The sequence below is a fragment of the Paenibacillus alkaliterrae genome, assembly GCF_021532375.1.
In the GTDB taxonomy this organism is placed as follows: Bacteria; Bacillota; Bacilli; order Paenibacillales; family Paenibacillaceae; genus Pristimantibacillus; species Pristimantibacillus alkaliterrae.
Window position 1 is genome coordinate 30,680 of record NZ_JAKGAP010000004.1, and the last position, 25,500, is coordinate 56,179.

The 25,500-nt window shown below is 50.0% G+C and carries 23 protein-coding genes; 3 read left to right on the forward strand and 20 right to left on the reverse strand.

What is annotated here, in order from left to right; translation table 11 throughout:
- Positions 1 to 83: 83 nt before the first annotated feature.
- Positions 84 to 1,394 carry a replication-associated recombination protein A gene (locus L1N85_RS02285; protein ID WP_235234516.1) on the reverse strand — a complete coding sequence of 437 codons (1,311 nt, stop codon included), beginning with the start codon at positions 1,392 to 1,394 and terminating at the stop codon, positions 84 to 86.
- 204 nt (positions 1,395 to 1,598) lie between these two features.
- Between L1N85_RS02285 and tlp the strand changes: the two genes are divergently transcribed.
- On the forward strand, positions 1,599 to 1,814 hold the full coding sequence (gene tlp, locus L1N85_RS02290; RefSeq protein ID WP_235234518.1) for a small acid-soluble spore protein Tlp: 216 nt from the start codon (positions 1,599 to 1,601) through the stop codon (positions 1,812 to 1,814).
- Between the two features lie 192 nt (positions 1,815 to 2,006).
- On the opposite strand, the gene L1N85_RS02295 is transcribed toward tlp, so the two are convergent.
- From L1N85_RS02295 to L1N85_RS02355, 13 genes are all read right to left on the reverse strand, one after another.
- A complete protein-coding gene (locus L1N85_RS02295) occupies positions 2,007 to 2,669 on the reverse strand; it encodes a YdeI/OmpD-associated family protein (protein ID WP_235234519.1) in 663 nt (220 codons plus the stop codon).
- The gene (locus L1N85_RS02300; RefSeq protein ID WP_235234520.1) at positions 2,666 to 3,421 is read right to left on the reverse strand and encodes a tRNA threonylcarbamoyladenosine dehydratase; all 756 of its coding nucleotides are present in this window, start codon (positions 3,419 to 3,421) and stop codon (positions 2,666 to 2,668) included. The genes L1N85_RS02295 and L1N85_RS02300 overlap by 4 nt, the downstream gene beginning before the upstream one ends.
- A 29-nt stretch (positions 3,422 to 3,450) precedes the next feature.
- On the reverse strand, positions 3,451 to 5,265 hold the full coding sequence (gene aspS / locus L1N85_RS02305; protein ID WP_235234521.1) for an aspartate--tRNA ligase: 1,815 nt from the start codon (positions 5,263 to 5,265) through the stop codon (positions 3,451 to 3,453).
- Between the two features lie 46 nt (positions 5,266 to 5,311).
- Positions 5,312 to 6,559: a histidine--tRNA ligase gene (gene hisS / locus L1N85_RS02310; protein ID WP_235234523.1), complete on the reverse strand. Its 1,248-nt coding sequence runs from the start codon at positions 6,557 to 6,559 to the stop codon at positions 5,312 to 5,314.
- Between the two features lie 683 nt (positions 6,560 to 7,242).
- Positions 7,243 to 7,410 (reverse strand): hypothetical protein, encoded by a 168-nt coding sequence (locus tag L1N85_RS02315; RefSeq protein WP_235234525.1) that lies wholly within the window; start codon positions 7,408 to 7,410, stop codon positions 7,243 to 7,245.
- Between the two features lie 92 nt (positions 7,411 to 7,502).
- The gene (gene dtd, locus L1N85_RS02320) at positions 7,503 to 7,946 is read right to left on the reverse strand and encodes a D-aminoacyl-tRNA deacylase (protein WP_235234530.1); all 444 of its coding nucleotides are present in this window, start codon (positions 7,944 to 7,946) and stop codon (positions 7,503 to 7,505) included.
- Between the two features lie 62 nt (positions 7,947 to 8,008).
- The gene (locus L1N85_RS02325) at positions 8,009 to 10,189 is read right to left on the reverse strand and encodes a RelA/SpoT family protein (RefSeq protein ID WP_235234532.1); all 2,181 of its coding nucleotides are present in this window, start codon (positions 10,187 to 10,189) and stop codon (positions 8,009 to 8,011) included.
- A 196-nt stretch (positions 10,190 to 10,385) separates the two neighbouring features.
- Entirely contained in the window at positions 10,386 to 10,916 is a 531-nt protein-coding gene (locus tag L1N85_RS02330; RefSeq protein ID WP_235234537.1) for an adenine phosphoribosyltransferase, read from the reverse strand.
- Positions 10,917 to 10,951: 35 nt separating this feature from the next.
- A complete protein-coding gene (recJ, locus tag L1N85_RS02335; RefSeq protein ID WP_235234540.1) occupies positions 10,952 to 12,979 on the reverse strand; it encodes a single-stranded-DNA-specific exonuclease RecJ in 2,028 nt (675 codons plus the stop codon).
- A 32-nt stretch (positions 12,980 to 13,011) separates the two neighbouring features.
- Entirely contained in the window at positions 13,012 to 13,929 is a 918-nt protein-coding gene (locus tag L1N85_RS02340; protein ID WP_235234545.1) for a cation diffusion facilitator family transporter, read from the reverse strand.
- 68 nt (positions 13,930 to 13,997) lie between these two features.
- Entirely contained in the window at positions 13,998 to 14,918 is a 921-nt protein-coding gene (gene secF, locus L1N85_RS02345) for a protein translocase subunit SecF (RefSeq protein ID WP_235234547.1), read from the reverse strand.
- Positions 14,908 to 16,140 carry a protein translocase subunit SecD gene (gene secD / locus L1N85_RS02350; RefSeq protein ID WP_235234548.1) on the reverse strand — a complete coding sequence of 411 codons (1,233 nt, stop codon included), beginning with the start codon at positions 16,138 to 16,140 and terminating at the stop codon, positions 14,908 to 14,910. The genes secF and secD overlap by 11 nt, the downstream gene beginning before the upstream one ends.
- Positions 16,141 to 16,223: 83 nt before the next feature.
- Complete coding sequence (locus L1N85_RS02355) at positions 16,224 to 16,463, reverse strand: post-transcriptional regulator (RefSeq protein WP_235234549.1); 240 nt, start codon at positions 16,461 to 16,463, stop codon at positions 16,224 to 16,226.
- 261 nt (positions 16,464 to 16,724) lie between these two features.
- On the opposite strand from L1N85_RS02355, the gene spoVB reads away from it, so the two are divergent.
- Entirely contained in the window at positions 16,725 to 18,284 is a 1,560-nt protein-coding gene (gene spoVB, locus L1N85_RS02360; RefSeq protein ID WP_235234551.1) for a stage V sporulation protein B, read from the forward strand.
- A gap of 50 nt (positions 18,285 to 18,334) precedes the next feature.
- Here the strand turns inward: spoVB and L1N85_RS02365 are convergent, their stop codons facing one another.
- The gene (locus tag L1N85_RS02365; protein ID WP_235234552.1) at positions 18,335 to 19,096 is read right to left on the reverse strand and encodes a DUF421 domain-containing protein; all 762 of its coding nucleotides are present in this window, start codon (positions 19,094 to 19,096) and stop codon (positions 18,335 to 18,337) included.
- A 229-nt stretch (positions 19,097 to 19,325) separates the two neighbouring features.
- Here L1N85_RS02365 and L1N85_RS02370 point away from each other — a divergent pair, with 229 nt between their 5' ends.
- Positions 19,326 to 19,718 (forward strand): TIGR04086 family membrane protein, encoded by a 393-nt coding sequence (locus L1N85_RS02370; RefSeq protein WP_235234553.1) that lies wholly within the window; start codon positions 19,326 to 19,328, stop codon positions 19,716 to 19,718.
- A 52-nt stretch (positions 19,719 to 19,770) separates the two neighbouring features.
- Here the strand turns inward: L1N85_RS02370 and yajC are convergent, their stop codons facing one another.
- The 5 genes from yajC to ruvB are packed head-to-tail and all read right to left on the reverse strand — an operon-like array spanning position 19,771 to position 25,493.
- Positions 19,771 to 20,082, reverse strand: a complete 312-nt coding sequence (gene yajC, locus L1N85_RS02375; RefSeq protein ID WP_235234556.1) for a preprotein translocase subunit YajC — start codon at positions 20,080 to 20,082, stop codon at positions 19,771 to 19,773.
- A 14-nt stretch (positions 20,083 to 20,096) separates the two neighbouring features.
- A complete protein-coding gene (gene tgt, locus L1N85_RS02380; protein WP_328285140.1) occupies positions 20,097 to 21,233 on the reverse strand; it encodes a tRNA guanosine(34) transglycosylase Tgt in 1,137 nt (378 codons plus the stop codon).
- A 19-nt stretch (positions 21,234 to 21,252) separates the two neighbouring features.
- Positions 21,253 to 22,299, reverse strand: a complete 1,047-nt coding sequence (gene queA / locus L1N85_RS02385) for a tRNA preQ1(34) S-adenosylmethionine ribosyltransferase-isomerase QueA (RefSeq protein ID WP_235234564.1) — start codon at positions 22,297 to 22,299, stop codon at positions 21,253 to 21,255.
- Positions 22,300 to 22,309: 10 nt separating this feature from the next.
- Entirely contained in the window at positions 22,310 to 24,433 is a 2,124-nt protein-coding gene (locus tag L1N85_RS02390) for a SpoIID/LytB domain-containing protein (protein WP_235234566.1), read from the reverse strand.
- Between the two features lie 58 nt (positions 24,434 to 24,491).
- Positions 24,492 to 25,493: a Holliday junction branch migration DNA helicase RuvB gene (ruvB, locus tag L1N85_RS02395; RefSeq protein WP_235234568.1), complete on the reverse strand. Its 1,002-nt coding sequence runs from the start codon at positions 25,491 to 25,493 to the stop codon at positions 24,492 to 24,494.
- Between the last annotated feature and the right edge of the window lie 7 nt (positions 25,494 to 25,500).

The window sequence follows — 25,500 nt, forward strand, 5'->3', positions numbered from 1 at the left end:
TGGTGCACTCGGGGGAGGGGGACCTAAGTAGCGGAAGGAAATTCCCAAATGACGTGATATGGTCGAGGGTCAGCTCCTTGCTGCTAATCTTTTCCTTTACGCTTCTGCTGATTTTGCCTGATTTTGTCTTCCATGCCTTGTTCAGTCGCCTTGTAAAAAGTCATACTGCCCAGCGCGTCGGGCAAATATTGCTGTTTCACGAAATGATTCGGAAAATCATGCGGATATTTATAGCCTTCATGGCCGAGCTGCTCTGCGCCGCGATAATGAGTGTCTCGCAAGTGAAGCGGCACCTGCGCTCCGCCGGCGCGCTCGATCGCGGCCTCCGCATTGCCGATCGCAATTGCGGCGGCATTCGATTTCGGGCTTTCTACCGCGAACAGAATCGCTTGTGAAATGTTGTACTTGGCCTCCGGCCAGCCGATTTTATGATAAGCATCCATCGCGGTTACAGCCTGAATCATCGCTTGAGGATTCGCTAGTCCGATATCCTCGCTGCATGCGACGATAAGTCTGCGTATAAAGGTCATCGGATCCATGCCCAGCTTCTCGACGGCGTATAAGAACCAAAACAAGGCTGCATCGCTTGAGCCTCTTACACTCTTGTGAAACGCTGACAATACATCGTATTGCGTCGACAGATCCGCTCGGATGCTGGGCTTTCGGATTGATTCCTGCGCAACCTCTAACGTAATCTTGACGGAGCCGTCGTGCTCGGACGGAGTCGTTACTGCAGCAAGCTCCACTGCGTTGAGAGCGCGTCTAATATCACCGCCCGCCATCGCTGCAATATGCCTTAGCGCGTCCTCATCCACTTGAAGATCCATGAAACCCAAACCGCGCTCCCGATCGTTCAGCGCTCTTCGCATCGCTTCGTAGGCATGCTCCTCGCCGAGCGGCTGCAATTGAAACAGGGTGGAACGAGACAGCAGCGCCCCATTCACATGATGAAACGGATTTTCCGTCGTCGCCCCAATGAAAATAATAATTCCCTGCTCAACGGCAGGCAGCAATGCGTCTTGGCGAGCGGTATTGAAGCGATGGACCTCATCCAGGAAGAGAATCGTTTTTTTCCCATACATCGCTTTATTGGTGCGTGCCAGATCGATAACCTCGCGAACATCCTTCACCGATGCATCAACCGCGTTAAGCTTCACGAATTCTCCTGCCGTCCGCAGTGAAATTATATTCGCAAGCGTAGTTTTACCGCAGCCTGGCGGGCCATACAGGAGAACGGATGATACTTGATCGCCCTCTATCGCCCTTCTAAGCAATTTCCCCTCGCCGATTATATGCTCTTGCCCGATATATTCATCAAGCGTCCGCGGCCGCATACGATCCGCTAACAATCTCGCGCGCGGAGCCTCAGCCTCTTGATACGAAAATAAATCCATTTTGCTCCCCAACCTTTTCCCATCTATATAACCGATCATAGCATACAAGCACATTTGTTCGCCACACAAGCTGAAGGTCTTAGCCTTCGCTTCGTCTCATTTACAGCCTACCTGATTTCAGTAGTTGTCTATTTTTTGTGGTCATAAATTTCATCGATACGGGTCATCATATTTAGGTATCTACGATTAATTGGAGGGATTTCGATGGCCAAACCGGACAACCGAGCGGATAATGCCGTTCATCTGAAGCAACATATTAACAACACCGAAGCCAATTTAAAGGAAGCAGAAGATTACTTGGATGAACATGCAAGTGAAATTTCTGCTGATGAGAAGCAGTCGATCGAATCTAAAAATGAACGGCGCAAACAAAGCATAGATGGGTTCGAAGCGGAATTGCAAGACGAAACACAGCAGTAAAAGGAAAGCGGCCGCACAGGACCTTGTAAGGCCGCTTTTTATTTATCGTCCATTACCGCTTTCTTCAGAACTGGATTTGTACAGTTCACAGCGACCTTTGGGCAGATCCGCGGATAATACTCAGCAAAAAAAAGCCGTTTCAGAGAAAGCGGCGGCGCTCTTCTCATGAAACGGTTTAATTGATGTGCTCGTTTATTTCTCAAACGGAGACTTCAAGCCCCGCTCCAGCTTATCGATCGCTGCGGTCACGCGGTTAGTACGCGTCTCCTCCCGCTTAGCCTCGATGATCCACTTGATAAAGTCGCGCCGCTTAGCAGCTGTCAGGCTGCCGCGGAAGAAATCATCCGCAACTGAGGAAGTCTTCAGAGCGATGGCCAAATCATCTGGCAATGGAAGCTCATCTGCAGGCGAATTGGACGCACGACCGCTGTTTAAAGCCGCAATGGAAGCTGATGCCGTACGCTTCTTAGGAGCGGTGCCTTCCGGACGATAACGCATGGACGACCAAGTATCGTCCACTGAGATCATCGCCACGCCTTCCATGTTCAGCTTCAGCATTTGCTTCCAGCCTGTATCGCGGTTAATGTCAGTCTTGATCTTGGACGAGCCCTTCGGATACGTGATCCATAGCATGCCGTCATTCTTTACAGCGTTTACTGCTGCTGGAGCATGCTCCTCTAGTTCTGCCATCGATAAGACGAACAGCATTACAAAGTCATACTGCCCTCCCTTATCCAAGACCGTTGTTTCAGCAGTAAGACCAAGCTCCTCCAAATAATCATCGGAAGGCGCCTTGAGTACCAACGCCTTCATCTCTGGCGACAATCTCAGCTTTTTCACTAATGCCTCGTTCATAGCTCGATTCCGCCCGATTCCAGCAGATCCTTTACAACGACGCTTACCATGATAAGGCCAGCTACCGGAGGTACGAAGGCGTTGCTCGCAGGAGGCTGCTTCGCTTTCCGAATTTCAGGAGCATTTGCCGGTACGATGCGCTCAGTGACATCCACGCGCGGCTTCATGGGCAGCTCGGACGAGAAGACGACCTTTACGCCCCGCTTAATGCCGTCCTTGCGAAGCTTCGTTCGCACGACTCGCGCAACCGGGTCTGTGTGCGTCTTGGAAATATCGACAACCTGGAACTTCGTCGGATCCATTTTGTTCGCGGCGCCCATGCTCGATATGATCGGAATTTTCCGTTCCAAGCATTGCTTGATCAAATGAACCTTGTAAATTATTGTATCCGAAGCATCTACGACGTAATCGAGCGGGTAAGCAAATAGCTGCTCGTAAGTTTCTTCCGTATAGAACATACGGAGCGCCACGACGTCGCATTCCGGATTAATGAGCTTGATTCGGTCGCGCATAAGGTCTGTTTTCGGCTGTCCAACCGTCGTCGTCAACGCATGAACCTGACGATTGACGTTCGTAATGTCGACTACATCTTTGTCGATCAGAATGATTCGTCCTACGCCCGTACGCGCCAACGCCTCAGCCGCAATGCCGCCTACGCCGCCGATGCCGAGCACGGCAACCGTGCTCCCCTTCATCAGCTGTAATCCTTCCGGCCCGATGGCCAGCTCCGTACGTGAAAATTGGTGAAGCATCCGGCTGCCGCCTCCTTTGCTTATTCCGCTTACTTATCGCTATTGTCTACTGCTGCGCTCGCTGCCGCAACTGGCTGCTTCGGCTTAATGACCGTGCGGATATGAAGCTGCTCAAGCTGCGATAGCTCAACCTCGGACGGAGCGTCGCAGAGCAAGTCAGTCGCGCTGGCCGTTTTCGGAAATGCGATCGTTTCACGCAGGTTCGTACGACCGGTAAGAAGCATGACCAGACGGTCGAAACCGAATGCAATGCCGCCATGCGGAGGTGTTCCATATTCGAAAGCGTCCAGCAGGAAGCCGAATTTCTCTTGCGCTTCCTCCATGCTGAAGCCTAGAGCCTTGAACATTTGCTCTTGTACTTCACGCTTGTAAATTCGCATCGAGCCGCCGCCTACTTCATAGCCGTTCAAAACGAGATCGTACGCTTGCGCGCGGATTTGTCCCGGATCTGTTTCGAAGTAGTGAAGATCTTCCTCGTTCGGCCGCGTGAACGGGTGATGCTCAGCTACATAACGTTTTGCATCCTCATCCCAGCCGAGCAGAGGGAAATCGACTACCCAAGCGAATTTGAATTTCGACTCATCAATCAGACCAAGATCCTTGCCGAGCTTTGAACGGAGGTTGCCAAGCACATCGGCAACTACCTTCTTCTTATCGGCAGAAAAAGTGAGCAAATCTCCTTCTTCAACCTGCAGGCGCTCCGTCAACGCGGCAATCTCTTCCGGCTTCAGGAATTTAACGATCGGTCCGCGCCATTCGCCGTCCTTCACCGTAATCCACGCAAGACCTTTGCCTCCGTAACGAGCTGCGAACGGCTGCAAATCGTCAAGCTCCTTGCGGCTCCAGCTCGCACAGCCCTTAGCGTTCAACGCTTTTACAACGCCTCCGCTTGCCGCTACGCTAGCGAATACCTTCACGTCGCTGCCCGATACAATATCGGTAATATCTTCGATTTCAAGACCAAACCGGAGATCTGGTTTGTCTGAGCCGTATTTGTTCATCGCATCCGAGTACGTGATCCGTTGAAACGGAAGCTCCAGCTCCACGCCAACCGTCTCGCGAAGAAGCTTAGCCGTTAATTGCTCCATCAACGCAAGCAATTGGTCCTGCGATAGAAATGAAGTCTCGATGTCGACCTGCGTAAATTCCGGCTGACGGTCTGCACGAAGATCCTCATCGCGGAAGCAGCGGGCGATTTGGTAATAACGCTCTATACCGCCAACCATTAGCAGCTGCTTGAAAATTTGCGGCGATTGCGGCAATGCGAAGAACTCACCTTCATGCACGCGGCTCGGTACCAAGTAATCGCGGGCGCCTTCCGGCGTGCTTTTCGTCAGTATTGGCGTTTCCACATCGATAAAGCCTTCTCCGTCGAGGAAATCGCGGAACACCTTCGCCGCTTTCGAGCGAAGCAGAAGCGTACGCTGCATTTCCGGGCGGCGCAAATCCAAATACCGGTATTTCAAACGCAGCGACTCATCTACTTCGACGCCGTCTTCGATAGGAAACGGCGGCGTTTTTGCGGCGTTCATGACTTCAATGTTCGTTACGCGCACTTCGATTTCGCCTGTTGCCAGATTAGCATTGTAGGTTTCGGCATCACGTTCAACGACCGTACCTTGAATCGCAAGCACGTACTCGTTACGGGCGCGGTCTGCGATTGCAAGCGCATCGCCCGAGAAATCCGGGTTAAATACCGTTTGTACGATTCCGGAACGATCGCGAAGATCGATAAATAGTACGCCGCCGAGATCGCGGCGGCGCTGTACCCAGCCGTTCAAAGTAACGGTTTGACCAACGTCCGCTTTCGTTAGCAGGCCGCAGTGATGAGTCTTCAACAACATAATTTTCATGCTCCTTATTTAATTAGAATGGTTTATTTGGTGATTCTTAACCGCTAATTTCGTCGGCTAGCTTATCTAGCGCCACGAAGCGCTGCTCGCCCTTTGTCATATCCTTAAGCGCGATTTCGCCCCGCGCAAGCTCGTCATCGCCGAGTATAGCCGTGTAACGTGCCTGAAGCCGGTCTGCCGACTTCATCTGCGCCTTCATCTTGCGTCCGAGATAATCGCGCTCCGCCTTGATGCCCCGCTGTCTAAGCTGATAAACGAGCTTCGTTACCTCTCGTTCAGCCGCATCGCCCAGAGCGACAAGATAAACGTCGACCTGATTAAAAGCGGGCAATTCGGTTTCTTGATGCTGCAGCAGTAAAATCGTTCTTTCAAGACCGAGGCCAAGGCCGACGCCCGGCTGATCGGGACCGCCGATTTCAGCCACGAGACCGTTATAACGTCCGCCGCCTCCAACCGTATCGATCGCTCCGATCCCTTCGGCTTTGTATTCAAAAGCCGTATGCGTGTAGTAGTCCAGACCGCGTACGAGACGGTGGTTAATCGTGAACGGAATGCCCATATCGCTTAAGTACATTTGCACCTTGTTGAAATGAATTTGGCATTCCTCGTCCAGGCTGTCCAGAATAGACGGCGCTTCTGCAAAATGTTCCTGATCAACCTTGCAATCCAGCACCCGCAGCGGATTGCGGTCCATCCGGGACTGGCAATCCTTGCAGAGCAGCTCCCGCTTCGGCTCCAGGAAAGCAAGCAGGCGCTCGCGGAAAGCGGCGCGAACGGCGGAAGTACCGACCGAGTTGACCTCCACGCGTACGCCCTTCAAACCTACCTCCGTATAGAACGTATAGCCAAGCGCGATAACCTCCGCATCCAGTGCGGGATCTGCAGATCCCAAAGCCTCAATACCGAATTGATGAAGCTGGCGGTAACGTCCGGCCTGTGGACGCTCATAACGGAACATCGGACCGATGTAATACAGCTTAGAAACATCCGGTTCGCCATACAGCTTATTTTCCACATAGGATCTGACAACGCCCGCTGTACCTTCCGGACGAAGCGTAAGGCTGCGATTGCCGCGGTCGGTAAAGGTATACATCTCTTTCTCGACGATATCCGTCGTTTCGCCTACTCCGCGTTGGAATAACTCTGTCGATTCAAAAATCGGCGTTCTAATTTCACGGAAGTTATAGCGCTGGCAGATGTCGCGAGCCTTTTGCTCGACGTATTGCCATCTCTCTACCGCGCCGGGCAATATATCCTGCGTGCCCGGCATTTTTTGAAATGCCATCTTATAAAACCTCCTGCCCCCGTATAAGAACTGGTTAATCTTCGGAAAACACAAAAAACTCCCGTTCCTAACGACTTGCGCCGAAAGGGACGAGAGTATAGCTCCCGTGGTACCACCCACATTCCGAGCCTGCATCCGATGCAGAAGCTCGCTTCAAACGGTTAACGTCCGTCATCCGCAGTCCGGCTACTTCAGTTCGATCCGGCATGCTCGTCGCTTGCCCGATTCAACTGATCATTCACCGTCTGTTCTCCGGGAGGTCTATTCATTCCACCAATATAAGGATGCTTGCAGCCGAATGGCATCCCTCTCTGAGTATAACGCGCAGAATTACTTTGTCCCATCAATGAATCCATATCATTCATACTGACTGTTAATTTTACCTTTCGAAAAGAGGAAAGTCAAGGCGGATCTGCCTACTCTGAAAAAAGGCAGAAAAAAACCTACAAAACCAGTTTGCAGGTCCAAAAGTAAAATATATTTTTAAAAAGGGGGTCGAGATTTATTATAGGTCAACGATATTAAAAAAAAGTTAGAGTTTGATTACAAAAATATTACAATTTCGTAAGCGTTTTTATGACAGACTGGTTTTATTTTATATGGCCTTCGTCGTTCTTTATCTGTGCGTGCAACATAGACAGCCGCCCGGTCAGCCCACCTGGGCGGCGCTATCCTTCATGAGGTTAATGGCCAATATTATCGCGGCGAGGATGATGAGGGAAGCCCATCCACTCTTCAGCGGCTTCCATGTCTTCCTCCAGCTCCTCCATTACCCTTGCTTCTCTGCGATCAGGGTGCAGCAGGCTCCTGGAGAAACGCTCCATGCTTTGTTCTTTGCGTGATTGATGCATTCGCAGTAGTCCTCCAATATAGCATAAAGCACGCGCCGGTTCTTTGAAGCGCCAGCACAGCTTTATGTATATTGTTACCCGCAATCGCCTTCTTAAGCGCCGCTTTCCAAAATTAATGTGACCGGACCTGAATTAATGAATTCAACGTCCATCATCGCGCCGAAACGTCCCGTTTCGACTACAAGTCCAAGCGAGCGCAGCGTGTCGTTTAACTTAAGGTAAAGCTGCTCCGCATGCTCCGGTCTGGCCGCGGCCATAAAATTCGGCCGCCTGCCTTTGCGGCAATCTCCGTACAATGTGAATTGCGATACCGACAGCAACTGCCCACCGATATCGGTTACCGAATGATTCATTTTGCCTGCTTCATCCTCAAAAATGCGCAAACCGGCTATTTTGTCAGCCATCCAGCGAACATCAGCTTCCGTATCCTCATGCGTGATGCCGACTAGCAGCACAAGACCGAATTCAATTGCGCCAACAGGCTCACCGTCAATGAAGACCTTTGCCTGCTTGCTGCGCTGTACAACAACCTTCACTGCTATAAACCTCCGATACCCGTTTCATGCATTACCGTCATTTCCGAATTTGCGCTTCGTGATTACTGCATAATTCGCTGTACGGAATAAATGTCCTGAACCCGCTTTATTTTCTCAACGACCGACGATAGATGATCGATGTTGCGAATGAGCACCGTCATATGGATAAGCGCCATTTTATTTTTAACCGAACGACCCGTAACGGCCGAAATATTCGTTTTACTCTCGGACACGGCCTGCAGCACTTCATTCAGCAGCCCTCTGCGGTCATTTCCCGTAATCTCAATGTCCACACTGTAGTTGGCCTCGATGGAATCTTCCCATTCCACCTCGATGACGCGTTCGCCCTCTTCCCCTTGATCGCCGAACGGGATGTTCGTGCAATCCATCCGGTGAACGGATACGCCGCGCCCGCGCGTAATATAACCGACGATCGAATCCCCTGGCACCGGGTTGCAGCAGCGTGCAAACCTGACGAGCAAATTGTCGACGCCTCTCACCGTTACGCCTTGATTTGGCCTTGTACGCCGATTTCCCGGCGATTTAATTTCCTTCACTTCGGCAGTTAACTCAAGCTGGTTCGCAAGCTCCGCTTCCTTGCGCATCTTCTCGGTCAGCTTTGTGCATATTTGCGCCGCCGTAATGCCTCCGAAGCCGATAGCCGACATCATATCCTCGATATCGTTAAAGGCAAACTTCGACGCGGCTTCCTGCAGCTTATCGTCATGCAGCCATGCGGACGGCTCCAGCCCGAGCCGTTTCAGCTCGCGCTCAATCATGTCCCGACCCTTCGCTACATTCTCCTCGCGCTTCTCCTTCTTGAACCACTGCCTGATCTTGCTGCGGGCATGAGAGGATTGAGCGATTTTCACCCAGTCCTGGCTCGGCCCGTATGAATGCTTCGAGGTTAATATTTCAATGATATCACCCGTCTTCAGCTTATGGTCAAGCGGGACAATCCTGCTGTTCACCTTCGCGCCTATCGTACGATTGCCGATCTCCGTATGAATGCGGTAGGCAAAATCAAGCGGAACGGAGCCGGCAGGAAGCTCGATAACCTCGCCGCTAGGCGTGAAGACGAAAACCAAATCGGCAAAAAAGTCCATTTTGAGCGATTCCATAAATTCGGATGCGTCGCGCGCCTCATGCTGGAGCTCCAATATTTCGCGGAACCAGGACATTTTGTCCTCAAAGCTGCCTCCAGGCACGAGCGAGCCTTCCTTGTAGGCCCAATGCGCCGCGATTCCGTACTCGGATGTTCTGTGCATATCCCATGTCCGAATCTGCACCTCGGTCGGCTCTCCGTTAGGACCGATAACGGTCGTATGAAGAGACTGATACATATTCGCCTTCGGCATGGCAATATAATCCTTAAAGCGGCCCGGCATCGGCTTCCATAACGTATGAATGATGCCCAGTGTCGCATAACAGTCTTTTATATTATCGACAATGATACGAATAGCGAGCAAATCATAAATTTCGGTGAACTGCTTGTTTCGATCGGTCATTTTTTTGTAAATGCTGTACAAATGTTTAGGGCGTCCGGAAATATCGCCCTCGATGCCCATTTCATCCAGCTTCTCAGTAATGCGCGAAATAACATCCTCAATAAACTGCTCGCGTTCCGCGCGTTTCTTCTTCATAAGATTCGCGATACGGTAATATTGCTGCGGATTCAAATAGCGAAGCGCGATGTCTTCCATTTCCCACTTAATAGCCGAAATACCAAGACGATGCGCGATCGGGCAAAATATTTCCAACGTTTCGTATGCGATGCGGCGCTGAGCTTCCTCCGATTGAAACTTGAGCGTGCGCATGTTATGCAGCCGATCCGCAAGCTTGATCAGAATTACGCGAATATCCTGCGCCATCGCGACAAACATTTTGCGGTAATTTTCGTTCTGCTGCTCTTCCTTGGAACGAAATTTAATTTTTTCGAGCTTCGTTAAACCATCTACCAGCATCGCACACGTTTCGCCAAATTTTGCACGAACGGTCTGCAAATCCACTGTCGTATCCTCAACGACATCATGAAGCAGTGCCGCGATTATCGACAGCACGTCCATTTGCATATCAACAAGTATATCAGCAACCGCAACGGGATGTAATATATAGGGTTCTCCCGATTTCCGCACTTGTCCGTGATGGGCTTGATCCGCGAAATCATAGGCTTCCTGGATGCGTTTAAGGTCCTGCTCTTTCATATAGGCGGATGCCTTCTCGAGTAAATGCTCAATGCCCATGAAACGTCCCTTTCCAAGCGTAAACGGCTGCTAACCCATTCATGCGTTTTCCGAGTTTTTATAATATTATGCCTGTAATAACGTCACCGCGTCAACTCCCGGAGCCTTTCATTGATAAAATAAAACCGCCTGCCTTCGCACGTTATGTGCGGAAGGAGTCAGGCGGTTCGTACAGTCGCGAGTCATGCAGCTTTAATTATTCGTAAGTCATTAGTGAAAATACATCTATACCTTCGAGCTTATCGCGTCCATCCAAATAAGCCAGCTCGATCAAGAAAGCCGCTCCGACTACCTCGCCGCCGAGCTGGCGAACCAGATTAATCGAGGTTGCAATCGTTCCCCCAGTCGCAAGCAAATCGTCAGCGATCAATACGCGCTGACCCGGCGCAATGGCGTCCTTGTGCATCGCAAGCTGATCCTTGCCATACTCGAGATCGTAATTAGCCGTAATTGTTTCTCCCGGCAATTTACCGCTCTTGCGAATCGGCGCGAAGCCTACCCCAAGCGCTAACGCGAGCGGCGCTCCTACTACAAAACCGCGAGCCTCCGGACCTGCGATAACATCGATTTTCATATGCTGTACGGCTGCGCGCATCTCTTCGATGACCGCCCGGTATGCGCCCCCGTCCTTCAGCAGCGTCGTAATGTCTTTGAAACGGATGCCTGGCTGCGGGAAATCAGGAATAACCCGGATGTAATCTTTAAAATTGTATGGTGTGTTGGACACGTATTCTCAACCTTTCCATTTCAACATCATTATTATTATTTCATGCCTTGCGCCGATAAATGCGATTGCCCGGATTTTTGCTTTGCGTCCCTGTATTTCTCCGAGGTTGATAAATCTCGTTTCTGAGGTGAAGCCGCTGCAATCATGTAACCGTCGTTGATGGTTATAAATTGCAGTTCCGCGAATATGTCCAGCATAAGCTGTATAGTGCCGGCGGTGAAACCGCTTTGCTTCGACAGACGTTTCGCAAGCCCTTGTACCGGAGCCTCGCCAAGCTTCCTAAGCTGTTGATAAATGATCCCGAAATGATCCCGTTCAGGGAATGAGGCATCGCGCTCCGGATCAAAATGAAGATCATGCAGCTGCAGCTGCGGCTTCCGGCTGCCATTCCAAACGTTTACGGACAGTTCGCCTATCGCATCAATTTTTCCGCCGGGCTGCAATTTTTCCGCCATCATGCCCATGCCAAAGCCTATTCCGTCCAATAATCGGCGGCCGCTGCCTAATGATAATTTCAAATGCTTCGAGTCCTTGCCGATCGTTCGCTTATCCGCAAGCTCTGCTCCTTGAAAGAGCAGACGCGGTGAAGGATTGCCCATTCCAAACGGTTCGAGCAGCGATAGCTCTGAGATCGTTTCCAACGTGGCCTCGTCAACGGAACACAGAAGATCGACAGCCGTTTTTGGAATCCAGTCATCGCCGGACAGCCATTCGATCGCAAGCTCGCCAAGGCGCCGCTCGAAGTTCTGCAAATGGTCGCGGTGAAGGCTCATGCCCGCAGCCGCTTGATGCCCTCCATAATGCTCCAGAAGCTCATTACAAGCCGTTAGCGCTGCATGGATATCAAAGCCGTCTATGGAGCGTGCGGAGCCTTTGCACATACCGGACTGTTCGTCTATGCCAAGTATTATGACCGGCTTATAATTGTGTTCAAGCAGCTTCGAGGCTACAATCCCGATGACTCCGACGTTCCAGCTCTCGGCAGCAAGAACGATGACAGGCGGCGCTTCTGCGCCTGCCGCTTCCGCAGCTTCGCATTTAACGCGCCATAGCTGCTCAGCCTCCTTAACGATACTTTCCACGACGCGCTGCCGTTCCTTATTAAGGCTGTCAAGACCGATGGCAGCCAATATGGCATTATCGTAATTTTCGGCTGTAAGCAGCTCAACCGCCCGTTTGGCATGATCCAATCTGCCCGCAGCATTGATTCGCGGTGCCATACCGAATGCAACGCCAGTTGCCGTTATCGCTTCTAATTCCATACCGCCCGCTTCCGATAGTGCGCGGAATCCGATTCTGGCATCGTTTTGCAATCTTTCCAGACCATAGCGAACCATAATCCGATTTTCATCCGTGAGCGGCATCAAATCCGCTATGGTACCTAAGCTTGCGATATCCGTCCATTCGAGAGGCGGACGATCTAGCAAGGCATGCGCTAATTTAAAAGCGACTCCGACGCCTGCCAGACCCTTGAAGGGATAGCCGCAGCCCGCTTGCTTCGGATTAACGACCGCGCAGGCGTTCGGAATTTGCTCGGGCGGCTCATGATGATCGGTCACGACCACATCGATGCCCAGCTCCTTCGCATACGCAATCTCGTCAAAAGCACTGATACCCGTATCGACCGTTACAATTAATTTCACGCCATCCCCGGCGGCAAGCTCAATCGCTTTGCGATTTAAGCCATAACCTTCAAGAGCCCGATGCGGAATATAGTAGTCAAAATGGCATTGCAACGTACGAAACAAATGGACGAGCAAGGATGTGCTCGATACGCCGTCAGCATCGTAATCGCCATAAATTCTAATTTTCTCGTTATTCGAAACCGCCGATCGAATCCGGTCAACAGCTTCCCTCATACCAAGCAGCAAATACGGGTCGTGGAAGTGCTCCTGGCCTCCGCGTAAAAAACGTTCCGCCGCTTCCATTTCGTCATACCCTCTCTGGACAAGCAATCGCGCTACCAGAGGAGGCACGCTAAGCTTAGAGGCTAACAGCCCCGCTTTATTCTCATACGTCTCATTCCACGGCGCGACCGCCCATCGTGTCTTCCTATGAATCATCCTGCTTCCTCCTCACCTGCTGTTTGCAGCTCTTATTGCAACAGTGTCGGCATCTGCTCCTGATTCGGATCATGATTGGACTTGTACGGATAACCGGGATCGTAAGGCTCAACATAAATCGATACATCCGTGATATGAATAAACCGTTTCATCACGAGCTGCTTGACCCGTTTTGCAACCTCTTGTCCTTCGAGAACGGAAATACGCGGATTAACGCTTATGACCATTTCCGCAATGACGTAATGACCATGCTCCTTAGCCCGAATCGATTGCACGGTAATGACGCCTTCGACACGCTGCACGAGCTGCTTCATTTCGTCAGCGTCTTCCTCGCCGGTATCCGCCTGACTTGACTTGCGTACTGTGGCTGCAGCCATTTTGAAACCGTTATTTACAACGATAACCGCAATCACAAGCGCAGCAGCCGGATCAAAATAATATAACACAGGAACAGCCAGCAGTTTACCAATAACTGACACTCCGGCTCCGACTAGTGCAGCCAATGAGCAGTATAGTCCTGACAAACGATCCTTTGAAGGAAAAAAAAGCAGTTGAATGATAAGGCCTGCAGCTAGAGCCGCAACCGAGCTCCAATGCGGCGAATCGGTGACGCGATCTGCGATAACTCGAATAGCCGAAATGCCGATTTCTAGCCCAATGATGAGAAGGATGACGGACAAAAGGATACTCGTCGCCATCTCCCCTTTTGAATCTTCCGATTCTGCCGCCGAGCTTGCTTTCTTCAACTTGCGAAATCTGCCTGCTCTAAGTTCTGACAATGAGGTTGCGGCAGCAGCGGCCTCCGCGGCCGTGCGAAACGCATCCGCAAGCAGCCCTTTACTTCCCGACAACCACCCTATTATACCTTTGAAAAGTGCCAGCAGCATGTTCCCCCATAAGCCGGCCCATTTTGCGGACTCAGCTTTTGCATAACGCTGTGCGGTTGACATTTGGAACCTCCTAAAAGGTTTGCGTAGCAAACCTACTTCGTAAGCATTTGCTTAGGGTTTGCTATTGATTATGGTTGAGTCGAAATCTTAGAAACCGTTTTTGGCTTCTGTTTGCCTTTAAGCAGCAGCCATAGCGGGCTTGCGATACAGATTGAAGAATAAGCACCGCTTGCCAGACCGATAATTTTCGCAAGCGCGAACAGCTTGATCGATTCACTGCCAAATGCGTACAAACAAACGGCCACGATAATAACGGCTAGCACGGTATAAATATTACGCGCCATTGTTTGCCAAATGCTCGCATTTACCATTTCAGCAAGCTGATCACGGTTTTTGTACTGACCAAAACGCAAGTTTTCACGTATCCGGTCAAAAATAACGATTTTATCATTGATTGAATAGCCGATCGTCGTCAATACCGCCGCGATAAACGGCAGGTCAACCTCTAAACGGAAAATAGAAAATACCGCCACAACAACAAAGGCATCATACAAAATCGCTATGTTGGCAGCAACGGCAAAGCGCCACTCAAATCGGAACATGACGTAAATCATAATCGCCAAGCTGGCGATGAGAATCGCCCATATCGTTTTGATGCCCAGCTCCTGCGCCATATCAGGCGATACGACGTTGACCTCAGCGGATACTTGATCGCCGTACTTCGCTTTAAACGCATTTTGGATTTCAACGATTTTCGCTTGCGTGAGAACCTCATCGAATCGTGCGGATACGCGATCGTTACCAGTGCCTCCGACTGTTGGAATAATTCCCTCAAAACCAGCTTGCGCCAAAATCTCTTTTGCTTCCTGCTGTGTTGCCTGCTTGCCAATGGAAATATCCATATTCGTGCCGGCCTTGAAATCAACCCCGAAGTTGAGATTGAAAATAAGCAGCGACAATATGCCGGCTGCAGTCAATGCGATTGAGAACAGAAAGAACTTATTGCGGTTCCCTACAAAATCATAACGAATTTTGGTATTAAAGTTCACGAATTTCTGCCTCCTTCACTCCGTAGTAGCTAGGTTTTGTAAATAAATTGCTGCGAATCAGCAGCATAATCAGCAATCGGGACAGGAAAATGTTCGTAATCATACTTACAAGAATACTGAATATCATCGTAAGCGCAAAGCCCCGAATAGCGCCATTACCAATGTAATACAAGACGGCACTCGCAATGATATTCGTAATATTCGCATCCATAATCGTACGGAAGGAGTTTTTCGAGCCAGCCTTCAACGAAGACAACAAGCTTTTTCCGCTGCGGATCTCTTCTTTAATTCGCTCATACATAATGATGTTGGCATCAATCGCCATACCGATACCGAGGACGAAGGCCGCAATACCAGGCAGCGTCAGTGTGGCATTCATCAAATTAAAGACAAGGATTAACAGCCACGTATACGTAATAACCGTAATCGCTGCAATAATCCCTGGAATTCGGAACAACATAACAAGGAATACTAAAATGATAACCGTTCCGATAACGCCTGCTTGAACAGTATCCTTCAATGATTCCAAACCGAGCTTAGCGCCTACGCTTTGCGTATATTTCTCGGTAAGCTTGAGAGGAAGCGATCCAAGATTGATCATATCTCTTAGCTCTTTGGCTTCATCTGTCGTATAATCGCCGGAGATTTGAGCTGAACCGCCGGGTATAGGGAAATTAACGGATGGTCTCGATAACTCTTCTTCATCTAAATATATAGCCAAATATTGGCCTGTTAATCTGCCGGTTATCTCTTCGAATTTGGCGGCGTCTTTGAGCTCGATCGTAACAAATGGCTTGCCGAGGTCATCGTAACCTATTCCTGCCCCGTTTTGCTTAAAGTCATTGCCGGCAAGCTCAACCTTTCCATCCGGACCGCGGAAGGTCAGTTGAATCGGTTTTGCGAGAATTTCTCTCACTTCGTCCTCGTTCTCAACGCCTGCAAGCCTCAAACGAATCCGATTCGAGCCTTCAGTCGTAATTTCCGGTTCTACGATCCCGATCGCATCGACACGTTCTTCAAGGCTTCTAGCCGTTTCTTTCAACGACTCCGGCGTAACCGCTTCTCCGCCCTCGAGCGGCGTAGCTTCATACAAAACCTCGAATCCGCCCTTTAAATCAAGGCCTAGCCGAACATCTTTTACCAGTGATGGGCTTGTCCAAGCGATAACGCCAAACATGATGACAATGATCGCAAGGAAGGCAACTATTCTCTTCCCGAACATACGTCTGAATCCCCCTTATGATCTCAATATTCCTATTATACAGACGGCACAAAAACGAGTCAAAAAAAAAGAACCCTCTCCATTTAGAATTGGGTTCCCTTATAAGCGCTCAGCGTCATAAAATTCATAAATCTCGTCACCTTCAGCGATAAAATATCATTAACGATCTCATGCAGCTCGGGCTGGCCTTTCTTGATATATTTCTCGTTGACGCATTCCCAAACTTCCTTGCCCGTAACCTGCTCATATCCAATCAGCCGGAATTCCTCCGCTTTGCTTTCGCACAGCTCCTCGATTACACGGTTAAGCTCTTCGTCTTCCATGCTGTCCTACCTCCCAGAAGCTGAGACTTTACGACCATAAAGTTAGTCCGTAAGCGTCGGCCTTCATCACTCTCTTGGTTGTATTCGATATGATCAGGCGATATTCCTGCCCGGAACCGCAATAATCATTAAAAATGACTGACATTGAATCGGACATGCCGCGCATAAAGATGATAATACCCGGCCTGTCTCACAGCTTCGTCTTATTCTATTTGCAGGAGGGGTTCAGCTATTTCAAGAAAGAGATGAGGGCCATTTATTATGACGAAGCAAACATTTATTAAGGGTGCTATGATATTGCTTGCCGCAGGAATCATTACTCGGCTGCTCGGTTTTGTTCCGCGCATTGCGCTCCCGCGTATTATGGGCGCGGAAGGAGTCGGTCTGTACCAGCTAAGCTTTCCTTTTCTTACCGTCATGCTGACGATCATAACGGGTGGCATCCCGCTCGCAGTAGCCAAGTGGATAGCAGAAGCAGAGACGCAAGGCGACACAGCTCGCGTTAAATACATTTTCCGGGCTGCAATGGGTTTAGTCGTCTTGATCGGTATCTTCATGACTGCTGCTATGCTATTTTTTGCCCCGTGGATCACGACGCATGTACTTCCCGATCCGCGCGTATACCCAACATTTCTTGCCATGACGCCGCTTCTGCTGATTATCGGAATCTCCTCGGTATACCGGGGTTATTTCCAAGGAAAACAAAATATGATCCCGAGCGCCGTATCGCAAATTACGGAAACCGTACTCCGTATCATTGCCTCACTCACTTTTGCTTACTTATTGATGCCATTAGGAGTCGAATGGGCCGCTGCAGGAGCCATGCTGGGGGTCGTCGTTGGTGAAATCGGCGGTCTGGCCGTTATATTGTGGAAATATTACCGAGATAAACATAACGGCAAAAAAACGAAAGCGGCCGATACGCTAAATATTCCAAATAAAAGAACACCTGTCCTAAGAAGATTACTTGGTTTATCAGTACCCGTCACAGGCAGTAAAATGGTAGGCTCCTTCTCCTATCTGCTCGAAACCATCTTCACGGCCAGGAGCTTAGTCGCCGCCGGGATCGCTTCCGGCGTCGCGACCGCACAGTACGGGGCGCTGCAAGGTATGATCGTTCCGCTTGTCCTGCTTCCGACAGCGCTCACGTATTCGTTAGCCGTTTCGCTCGTGCCCTCCTTATCGGAAGCAGCAGCTAAAGGCGATAACGCCTTAATTCACAAGCGGCTTCATCAGTCGATGAGGCTATCCCTTGTTTCGGGGGCACCCTTTGTCGTTATTATGGCTTTATTTGCAGAACCGATATGCCGCCTCCTTTACGATCACGCAGAGATTGCGCCCATGCTGCAGCTGATCGCACCGGTCGGCATATTCATTTATTTGCAGGCCCCCCTGCAAGCTACCCTTCAGGCGTTGGATAAGGCGGGAACGGCCCTTATTAATACGTTGATCGGAGCGGCTGTCAAGCTCATCCTCATCGTTCAGCTTGCCTCGGATCCGGATTTTGGCATTTACGGCGCATTGATTGCCATTAACGTCAACATCGTGCTCGTTACCCTCTTACATGCCATTAGCGTTCTAAGGTTTATCGGCTTTCATATGAAGCTGTTCGACTTCGTTAAGGTTGGAGCTGCCATGGTCATTATGGGGGCGGCCGCTCAGTTCACGATGAATCAACGGCCGTTACCTTCGGAATGGATTAATTTAATACTTGCCTGCGCAGCTAGCGTAACTGTTTATCTTATACTCATGATTATGACCAAAATTATCGACCGGCATGATGTGATTCGAATTCCTCTATTTGGAAAATGGTTTAAATAAGCAGCATATTTCCAATAATAAAACCGCGGTTCAGAAAGGGAAGCCCCTTCCTAGAAACGCGGTTTTCTATCGTGCTTATCTACAAACAGCTTACCCTTATGATCAATCGTGCAGAAGAAAACGTCCTTGAAATCGGTAACGCCTTCCTCCTGCAGCACGTTTTTGAGCCAAAATCTCGTCTTCTCCAGCTTCTCCAAATTACCGTCCTGAACCTTACCGTCCATAATAAGCGGGATCGGCAAAATTTCAAACCGGAATTTAGGAGGAATAATCTTCGGTCCGGCGCCACGTTTAAGCATATCCTCGGGGGCTGCGGTCTCTCCTTCACCTGAATCGCTGCTTTCTTCTTCCGAGCAGCTCGCATTCTCCTTCGGAATGACGGACAGCTTTCCGCTTGTTTCCAGGATCGCAAACTCTACATCGGACACAGTACTAATTTTATTTTCGCGAAGCTGCAGCATAAGATCATCCAAATTGTAGCGCTGCTTGCGCATCACTTCACTATTTAGCTTGCCTTTGTCAATGATCACGCTTGGCTTTCCATCGAACAAAAGTCTCAGCTTGCGGCTTTTCATCATCATAAAAGCACTTCCCAATTGAATGATTAGCAGCAAAACCATTGGCAAAATGCCTTCCCACATCGGACGATTCATATCCTCAAGCACGATAACTGCGATTTCCGCGATCATAATGGAAATAACAAGGTCAAACACTGACAGTTTACCGATCTCTCGCTTACCCATAAAGCGCATGATCAGAAATACGACGAAATAAATGATCACCGTCCGGATCAACAGGCTCCAAAACTCCAAAGGAAACCGCCTCCTCGACATTGTCATACCAGCTGATGTCAGCTGTATTTGTCTGTACAGATATTCTCACCTGCCGGTAGCGACATCATACGAGAAGCTTTACACGAATATATGGCAATGAAGACTCCGACAAAAAATAAAACAATCTTTTGAACGGTTATGGTTGTACTATTTCACCCGGCTTGACCATATGGTTAAGTAATACATGCCTGTCACAGGGGGGAATTTGATGAGTTCGGTAAAACAAGCTCCTAGACCGCCTTTAATCGCTTCACCATTACTTGCAGGAGTGCTCTTTTCGATTATTTGGCTTGCAGCCGGCGCACTGCTGCTGTCTCTGTTTTTGCATTTTTCCGAAATGAAGGAAAGCAGTCTTCCTGCCTATGCCTTCTCTATTCATGCCGTTTCCGCGTTAGCCGGAGGCTTTACGGCTGGCAAGCGTTCGGAAAGCAAAGGCTGGTATAATGGCTCCCTGCTTGGATTATTGTACGGCACGATCATTATAATCGTTAGCTTCCTTGCCTCAAATACATCATTGTCCTGGCACAGCGCTTCACTTCTAGGCGCAGCGTTGCTTGCCGGCGCACTCGGCGGCATGATCGGCGTTAATTTGAAAAAATAAAAAAACGGCTGACATGCGAGGATGTCAGCCGTTTTTTTATGCTTTCATTCTATTACTCTTTTTCTAAAGATGGAGCAGAGTTAATAATGGTATTGATTGCACTTCGCTCGAATGTCATTTTTGTTGTATCATTTACGCGAAGCACGACCGTATCATCTGTTAACTCCACTACCGTACCATGCAATCCGCCAATCGTCGAAATTTTATCGCCTTTTTTCAATTGGTTGAGCATGGAAGTACGCTGCTTTTGTTTCTTCTGCTGCGGACGGATAAGCAGGAAATAAAATACCGCGAACATAAGAATAAACGGCCAAATCATTCCAATAATACCGCCTGCACCTGTTGTTTCAGCTGCTAGCCACATCGAAATCCCCCCTTTCAAAACCCTTTCTCATTATCGAACAGGCCGTAGCTTGTGAAGAAGGAATTCCGGAAATCGAGCAGCCGGTCTTCCATGATCGCTTGCCGAACGTCCCGCATGAGTTGAAGCAAGAAGTGCAAATTGTGATAAGTCGTCAGCCGCATGCCGAACGTCTCATCAGCTTTTATCAAATGCCGGATATAGGCTCTTGAATAGTTCGTGCAGGTGTAGCAGGAGCACTCCGGATCCAAAGGCCCAAAATCTTCGGCGTATTTCGCATTGCGAATAACCAATCTGCCCTGGCTCGTCATCGTTGTCCCATTACGGGCTATACGCGTCGGAAGAACACAGTCAAACATATCAATTCCGCGGATAGCTCCTTCGATTAACGCATCCGGCGAACCTACCCCCATTAAATAACGAGGTTTGCCTGCAGGCAAGATCGGAACCGTATAGTCTAGCACCTCATACATCAAATGCTTAGGCTCGCCTACGCTCAGTCCACCAATAGCATACCCCGGGAAATCCATGGAAGTCAAATCGTTTGCACTCTGAATTCGTAAATCTTTGTACATACCGCCTTGAACAATGGCAAACAGACCTTGATCATGCGGTCTCGCATGGGCTTCCAAGCATCGTTCCGCCCAGCGAGTCGTTCTTTCGAGCGATTTCTTAACGTATTCATGCTCGGCCGGGAACGGCGGGCATTCGTCAAAAGCCATCATAATATCAGAGCCCAGCGCATTTTGAATCTCCATCGCTACCTCCGGCGATAGAAACTTTTTGTCGCCATTGAGATGGGACCGGAAATGTACACCTTCCTCGGTAATTTTACGCATTTCACTTAAGCTAAATACTTGAAAGCCGCCGCTGTCGGTAAGAATCGGTCTGTCCCAGTTCATGAACTTATGCAAACCGCCGGCTTTCTTTACGATTTCATGCCCCGGTCGAAGGAATAAATGGTAGGTGTTGCTCAAAATAATGTGAGCGTCCATCGTCTTCAGCTCTTCCGGACTCATTGTCTTCACCGTTGCTTGCGTGCCTACCGGCATAAAGGCCGGCGTCTCAATAACGCCATGCGGCGTGTGAACTTTACCGAGCCTGGCTCCCGATTGTTTGCATTGTTTGATTAATTCATATTTTACAGCCACTATTCACGCTTCCTATTCCTAATTAGTAAATAAACATGGCGTCGCCGAAGCTGAAAAATCGATATTCCTTCGCGATCGCTTCCTCATATGCCCGCATGACAGCGTCGCGGCCGGCAATCGCGCTTACGAGCATTACCAGCGTTGATTTTGGCAAATGAAAATTGGTAAGCAGTGCATCGACAAGCTTAAACTCGTAGCCTGGAAAAATAAAGATCGACGTCCAGCCGTTACATGCTTCAAGGGGCTGGCCTTCAAAGCGAGCTGCGACAGTCTCAATCGTCCGCGAAGAGGTTGTTCCAACCGCAATAATACGCGACCCGCTCTCCTTGGCTTCATTCAGGATTCGAGCATTGCGCTCATCCAGCTCATAGAATTCCGCATGCATCTCGTGATCCTCGACCCGTTCTACGGACATCGGACGGAAGGTCCCGAGGCCAACATGCAGCGTGACATAGGCTAGCTTGACGCCCTTAGCCTGGAGCTTCTGAAGAAATTCATCCGTAAAATGAAGACCCGCCGTCGGTGCGGCAGCCGAGCCCGCGTGCTTCGAATAGACCGTTTGGTACCGCTCGCGTTCCTCTAGTCTTTCTTTGATGTAAGGAGGCAGAGGCATTTCTCCAAGGCGGTCAAGCAGTTCCTGGAAGATCCCTTCATATTCAAACCTAATCGTGCGTCCGCCCATCTCGCCTTCCTGTTCGATGACGGCGCGAAGCAGCGGATTTCCGCTCCCATCGTCTCCGAATGAAAGCTGCGTCCCGACCTTCAGCCTTTTGGCCGGCTTGCCGAGCGCGTCCCAACGGTCACCTTCAAGCTGCTTCAAGAGAAGCAGCTCGATCTTCGCTCCGGTGTCGCTCTTCATTCCGGTTAAACGAGCCGGAATAACTCTTGTGTCGTTTAATACGAGCACATCTCCTGCCTTCACGAACTGTTCCAAGTCGGTAAACGAATGATGCGTAATTGCCCCTGTCCGTTTATTTAGGGCTAGCAATCTGGAGGCCGTACGGTCCAGCAGCGGCGTCTGAGCAATTAAATGCTCAGGTAATTCAAAGTCAAACCAATCTACGTTCATATCGTTTCAATCATTCCTTAGCGATGATTACATCTTTGTAATAGTATTTCAATATATATTGATAGTCATACCCTTGCCGGGCAAGGCTTAACGCACCATATTGAGATAAACCGAGACCATGTCCGTTTCCAGTTCCGATGAATCGGAACGAAGGCTCCTTCGTTGCCGCACGAACGTTTCCTTCTCCGTCCAAAATAAACAGGTCAGCATCGGCTGCCTCCGCTACCTTGCCGCCTGCGCTAATCGTAAATACCGGCGCGTTGTTTGCCGGCTTTGAAGCTTTCGCATTGTCGGCGCCAATAATGGCAACCTTCGCCGTTTCTTCAATTTCAAACAATGTACTCGGGAGCGAGCCTTGTACGCCTAGCGTTCCGCGGAGTGAATCAGGGTTCTTAACCTCTATCCTCTGTCCATTCGCTGCAATTTCAACCGCGCGGCCTGAGGCGCCGCGCTCACTTACCTGCAGCGAGCTAACGGGATCTGTAAGCTTCTTTAGCGCTCTGGCATTAATAGCGGTCAGCATCTCCTCTCCCGTATAAGGGCCTCTAATCCAAGACATCGAATTAGATTCAACAGTTTTCTCTAGCGCGATGACCTCGTTCCCTCTGTTTACTTGAGCGATTAGCGGTATCGTATCCTGGATAATCGGATGCTTGCGAACCTTCGTCCCGTCGGTATTGACCACCATGATCGAACTTCCAGCCGTCGACTTCCTGCTCGTTTGATCGATCAAATCTTCTCGGATGTAACCAATCTCGCCACTTTGAAGCACAACACGGTACCAGTGATAAATCCCTTCCTCCGAGGAGTGGTCAGGACTGCTTACCGGCTGTAAATAAGGAACCGCATTATTCCATATTTCTTTCGCGTCGGCCGTCATTCCCCCGCTATTCGAAGAGAACAGCGCCTCGATGAGTTTGCCATTGTAAAGCGCCACCTCGCCAGCCGTTTCATCTACGGCTGCAATAGTCGAGGCGCGTTCAGAGCCTGTCCCATAATAAGCTTGGCTTAATGTCGTATCCACGACATGGGCGATCTGGAAACCGAATCCCTTGTATAACGCATAGGTTCTAGCGGCTACCGCTTGTGCCTTCAATGCCTCCGAGGGCCATGAAGGATACATTTCTACCCCGACGACGGAATATAAATATTGCTCGAAAGGCAATTCGTTCACCACAGCCATCCGGCCGTTCAGCACGCTAAGCTCGAATGAACCCCGATACGTCCGGTTGCTTCTTTCGGTTAGCTGAATCGGCTCTTGGCCTGCTGGAGCGACCGATACCTTTACATCGCCCCCTCCAAATGAGTAGAGCTCTATGCTGCTCTCCGCTTTTGCGCTGACGGAATGATCATTTTTCAGCAGCATATACGGCGATTTCGAATCCGCATTTTTCAAGCTTTCTCCGCCCGATGCTTTGGCGGCAGCCGATTTAACAATTTGCAGCTCCGCATCGCTTACGGCAGAGCCTACCATGACGGAGTAGCTCATGGAGCCCTCCTGGGGCAAACGGACCGCAACGTATGCATCCAAGCCTGCGGCACCGAAGGCGTTTGCCGCGGTTACGGCTGCCGCTTTGCTGGCATACGTTCCGCTTTCCAGGTGCAGCGGACCTTGAAGCGTCGATTTATGGCTCCCAATGAGCTTGGACAACTCGTTGTCCGCCGCCCATTTCTGCTGGGCGGCGGATGCTTCGGCTGCCGTCATATATGTACCTTCAAAAACCTGATAGATAATGGATTTATTTTTTGATACCGAGTTTAAATACGCCGATCCCTTGGCAGCTTGAACGCGCTTAAAAACGGCTAATGCCGAACCGAAATTACTCGTCTCGAACAGCTTCACCTTATAATCGTCGACCGCAAACCGGATCTGCGAGGAAGCCCCCGTGTTAAACCAGCTGCTGACGCCGTCCGGCAGCCGGGTTCCGACTTGCAATCCTCCCTTGGAAGAGAATGTTGCCGCAGGCGTCGTTGCCGTATAGTTTTTGGACGGTAATTGTAAAAATAACGCCACGCGAATATGATCCAGCTTCGGTGCAGCTGCCTGCGTAGACTTTGCTGTCCATGTCGAAGCAAGAAGGATCATCGTTATGGACAGAATGATGAATCGCTTTAGTGTACGTTTAGTTGCCATGTTCGTTATTCTCCCCTCTGTCTGGCGAACGCTTGCACCCGTTGATCGATTAGCTCAACTACCTCCCCGGCATAGGAATACCTATATGGCGGTACGCGCTTTCCGTTGCGATTCGACCTCGCGGCGTTCGCTGCAAAAAACCGATTTGCATCAAATAAGGCTCGTACACATCCTCAATTGTTTGCCCCTCTTCACCTATCGTCGCCGCTATTGTATCGAGTCCGACCGGTCGACCGGCAAAGGTAGTCATCATCGCATGCAGCATTTTGTGGTCAATGCTATCAAGCCCCATCGGATCAACCTGCAGCAGCTCAAGCGCCGACCTGGCGATATCATGCGTAATAACGCCATCGCCGCGAACCTGCGCGAAGTCGCGCACCCGCTTCAGCAAACGATTCGCAATACGGGGAGTGCCGCGTGATCGCATCGCAATTTCCGAAGCAGCTTCTCCCACGGTGCTGACATTCAAAATTTCCGATGCTCTCTCAACGATGAAGGCAAGCTCGTCGACCGTATAAAATTCCAAGCGGCTGACGACTCCGAAACGGTCGCGAAGCGGCGCAGACAGCAGCCCCGCCCTCGTTGTAGCTCCGATTAGGGTGAATGGCGGCAAATCAAGCCGTACGGAACGGGCGCTTGGCCCTTTTCCAATCATGATGTCGAGAGCAAAATCCTCCATTGCAGGATAAAGCACCTCCTCCACGGTACGATGCAAGCGATGAATCTCATCGATAAACAGTACATCGCCTTCTTGCAGGTTCGTTAATAAGGCAGCGAGATCACCGGGACGTTCGATAGCCGGGCCCGATGTCGTGCGCAGACTGACGCCCAGCTCATTGGCAATAATGTTCGACAAGGTTGTTTTCCCAAGTCCCGGCGGTCCGTATAAGAGAACATGATCCAGTGCTTCCTTGCGCATTTTTGCCGCTTCGATGTAAATCTTCAAATTTTCCTTGACCTGCGTCTGACCGATGTATTCGGCCAAATATCGGGGACGCAGACTGAGCTCTACCGCTTGATCTTCCATCATAAGGTTCGCGGAAATGATTCTATCATCCATCCTTGCT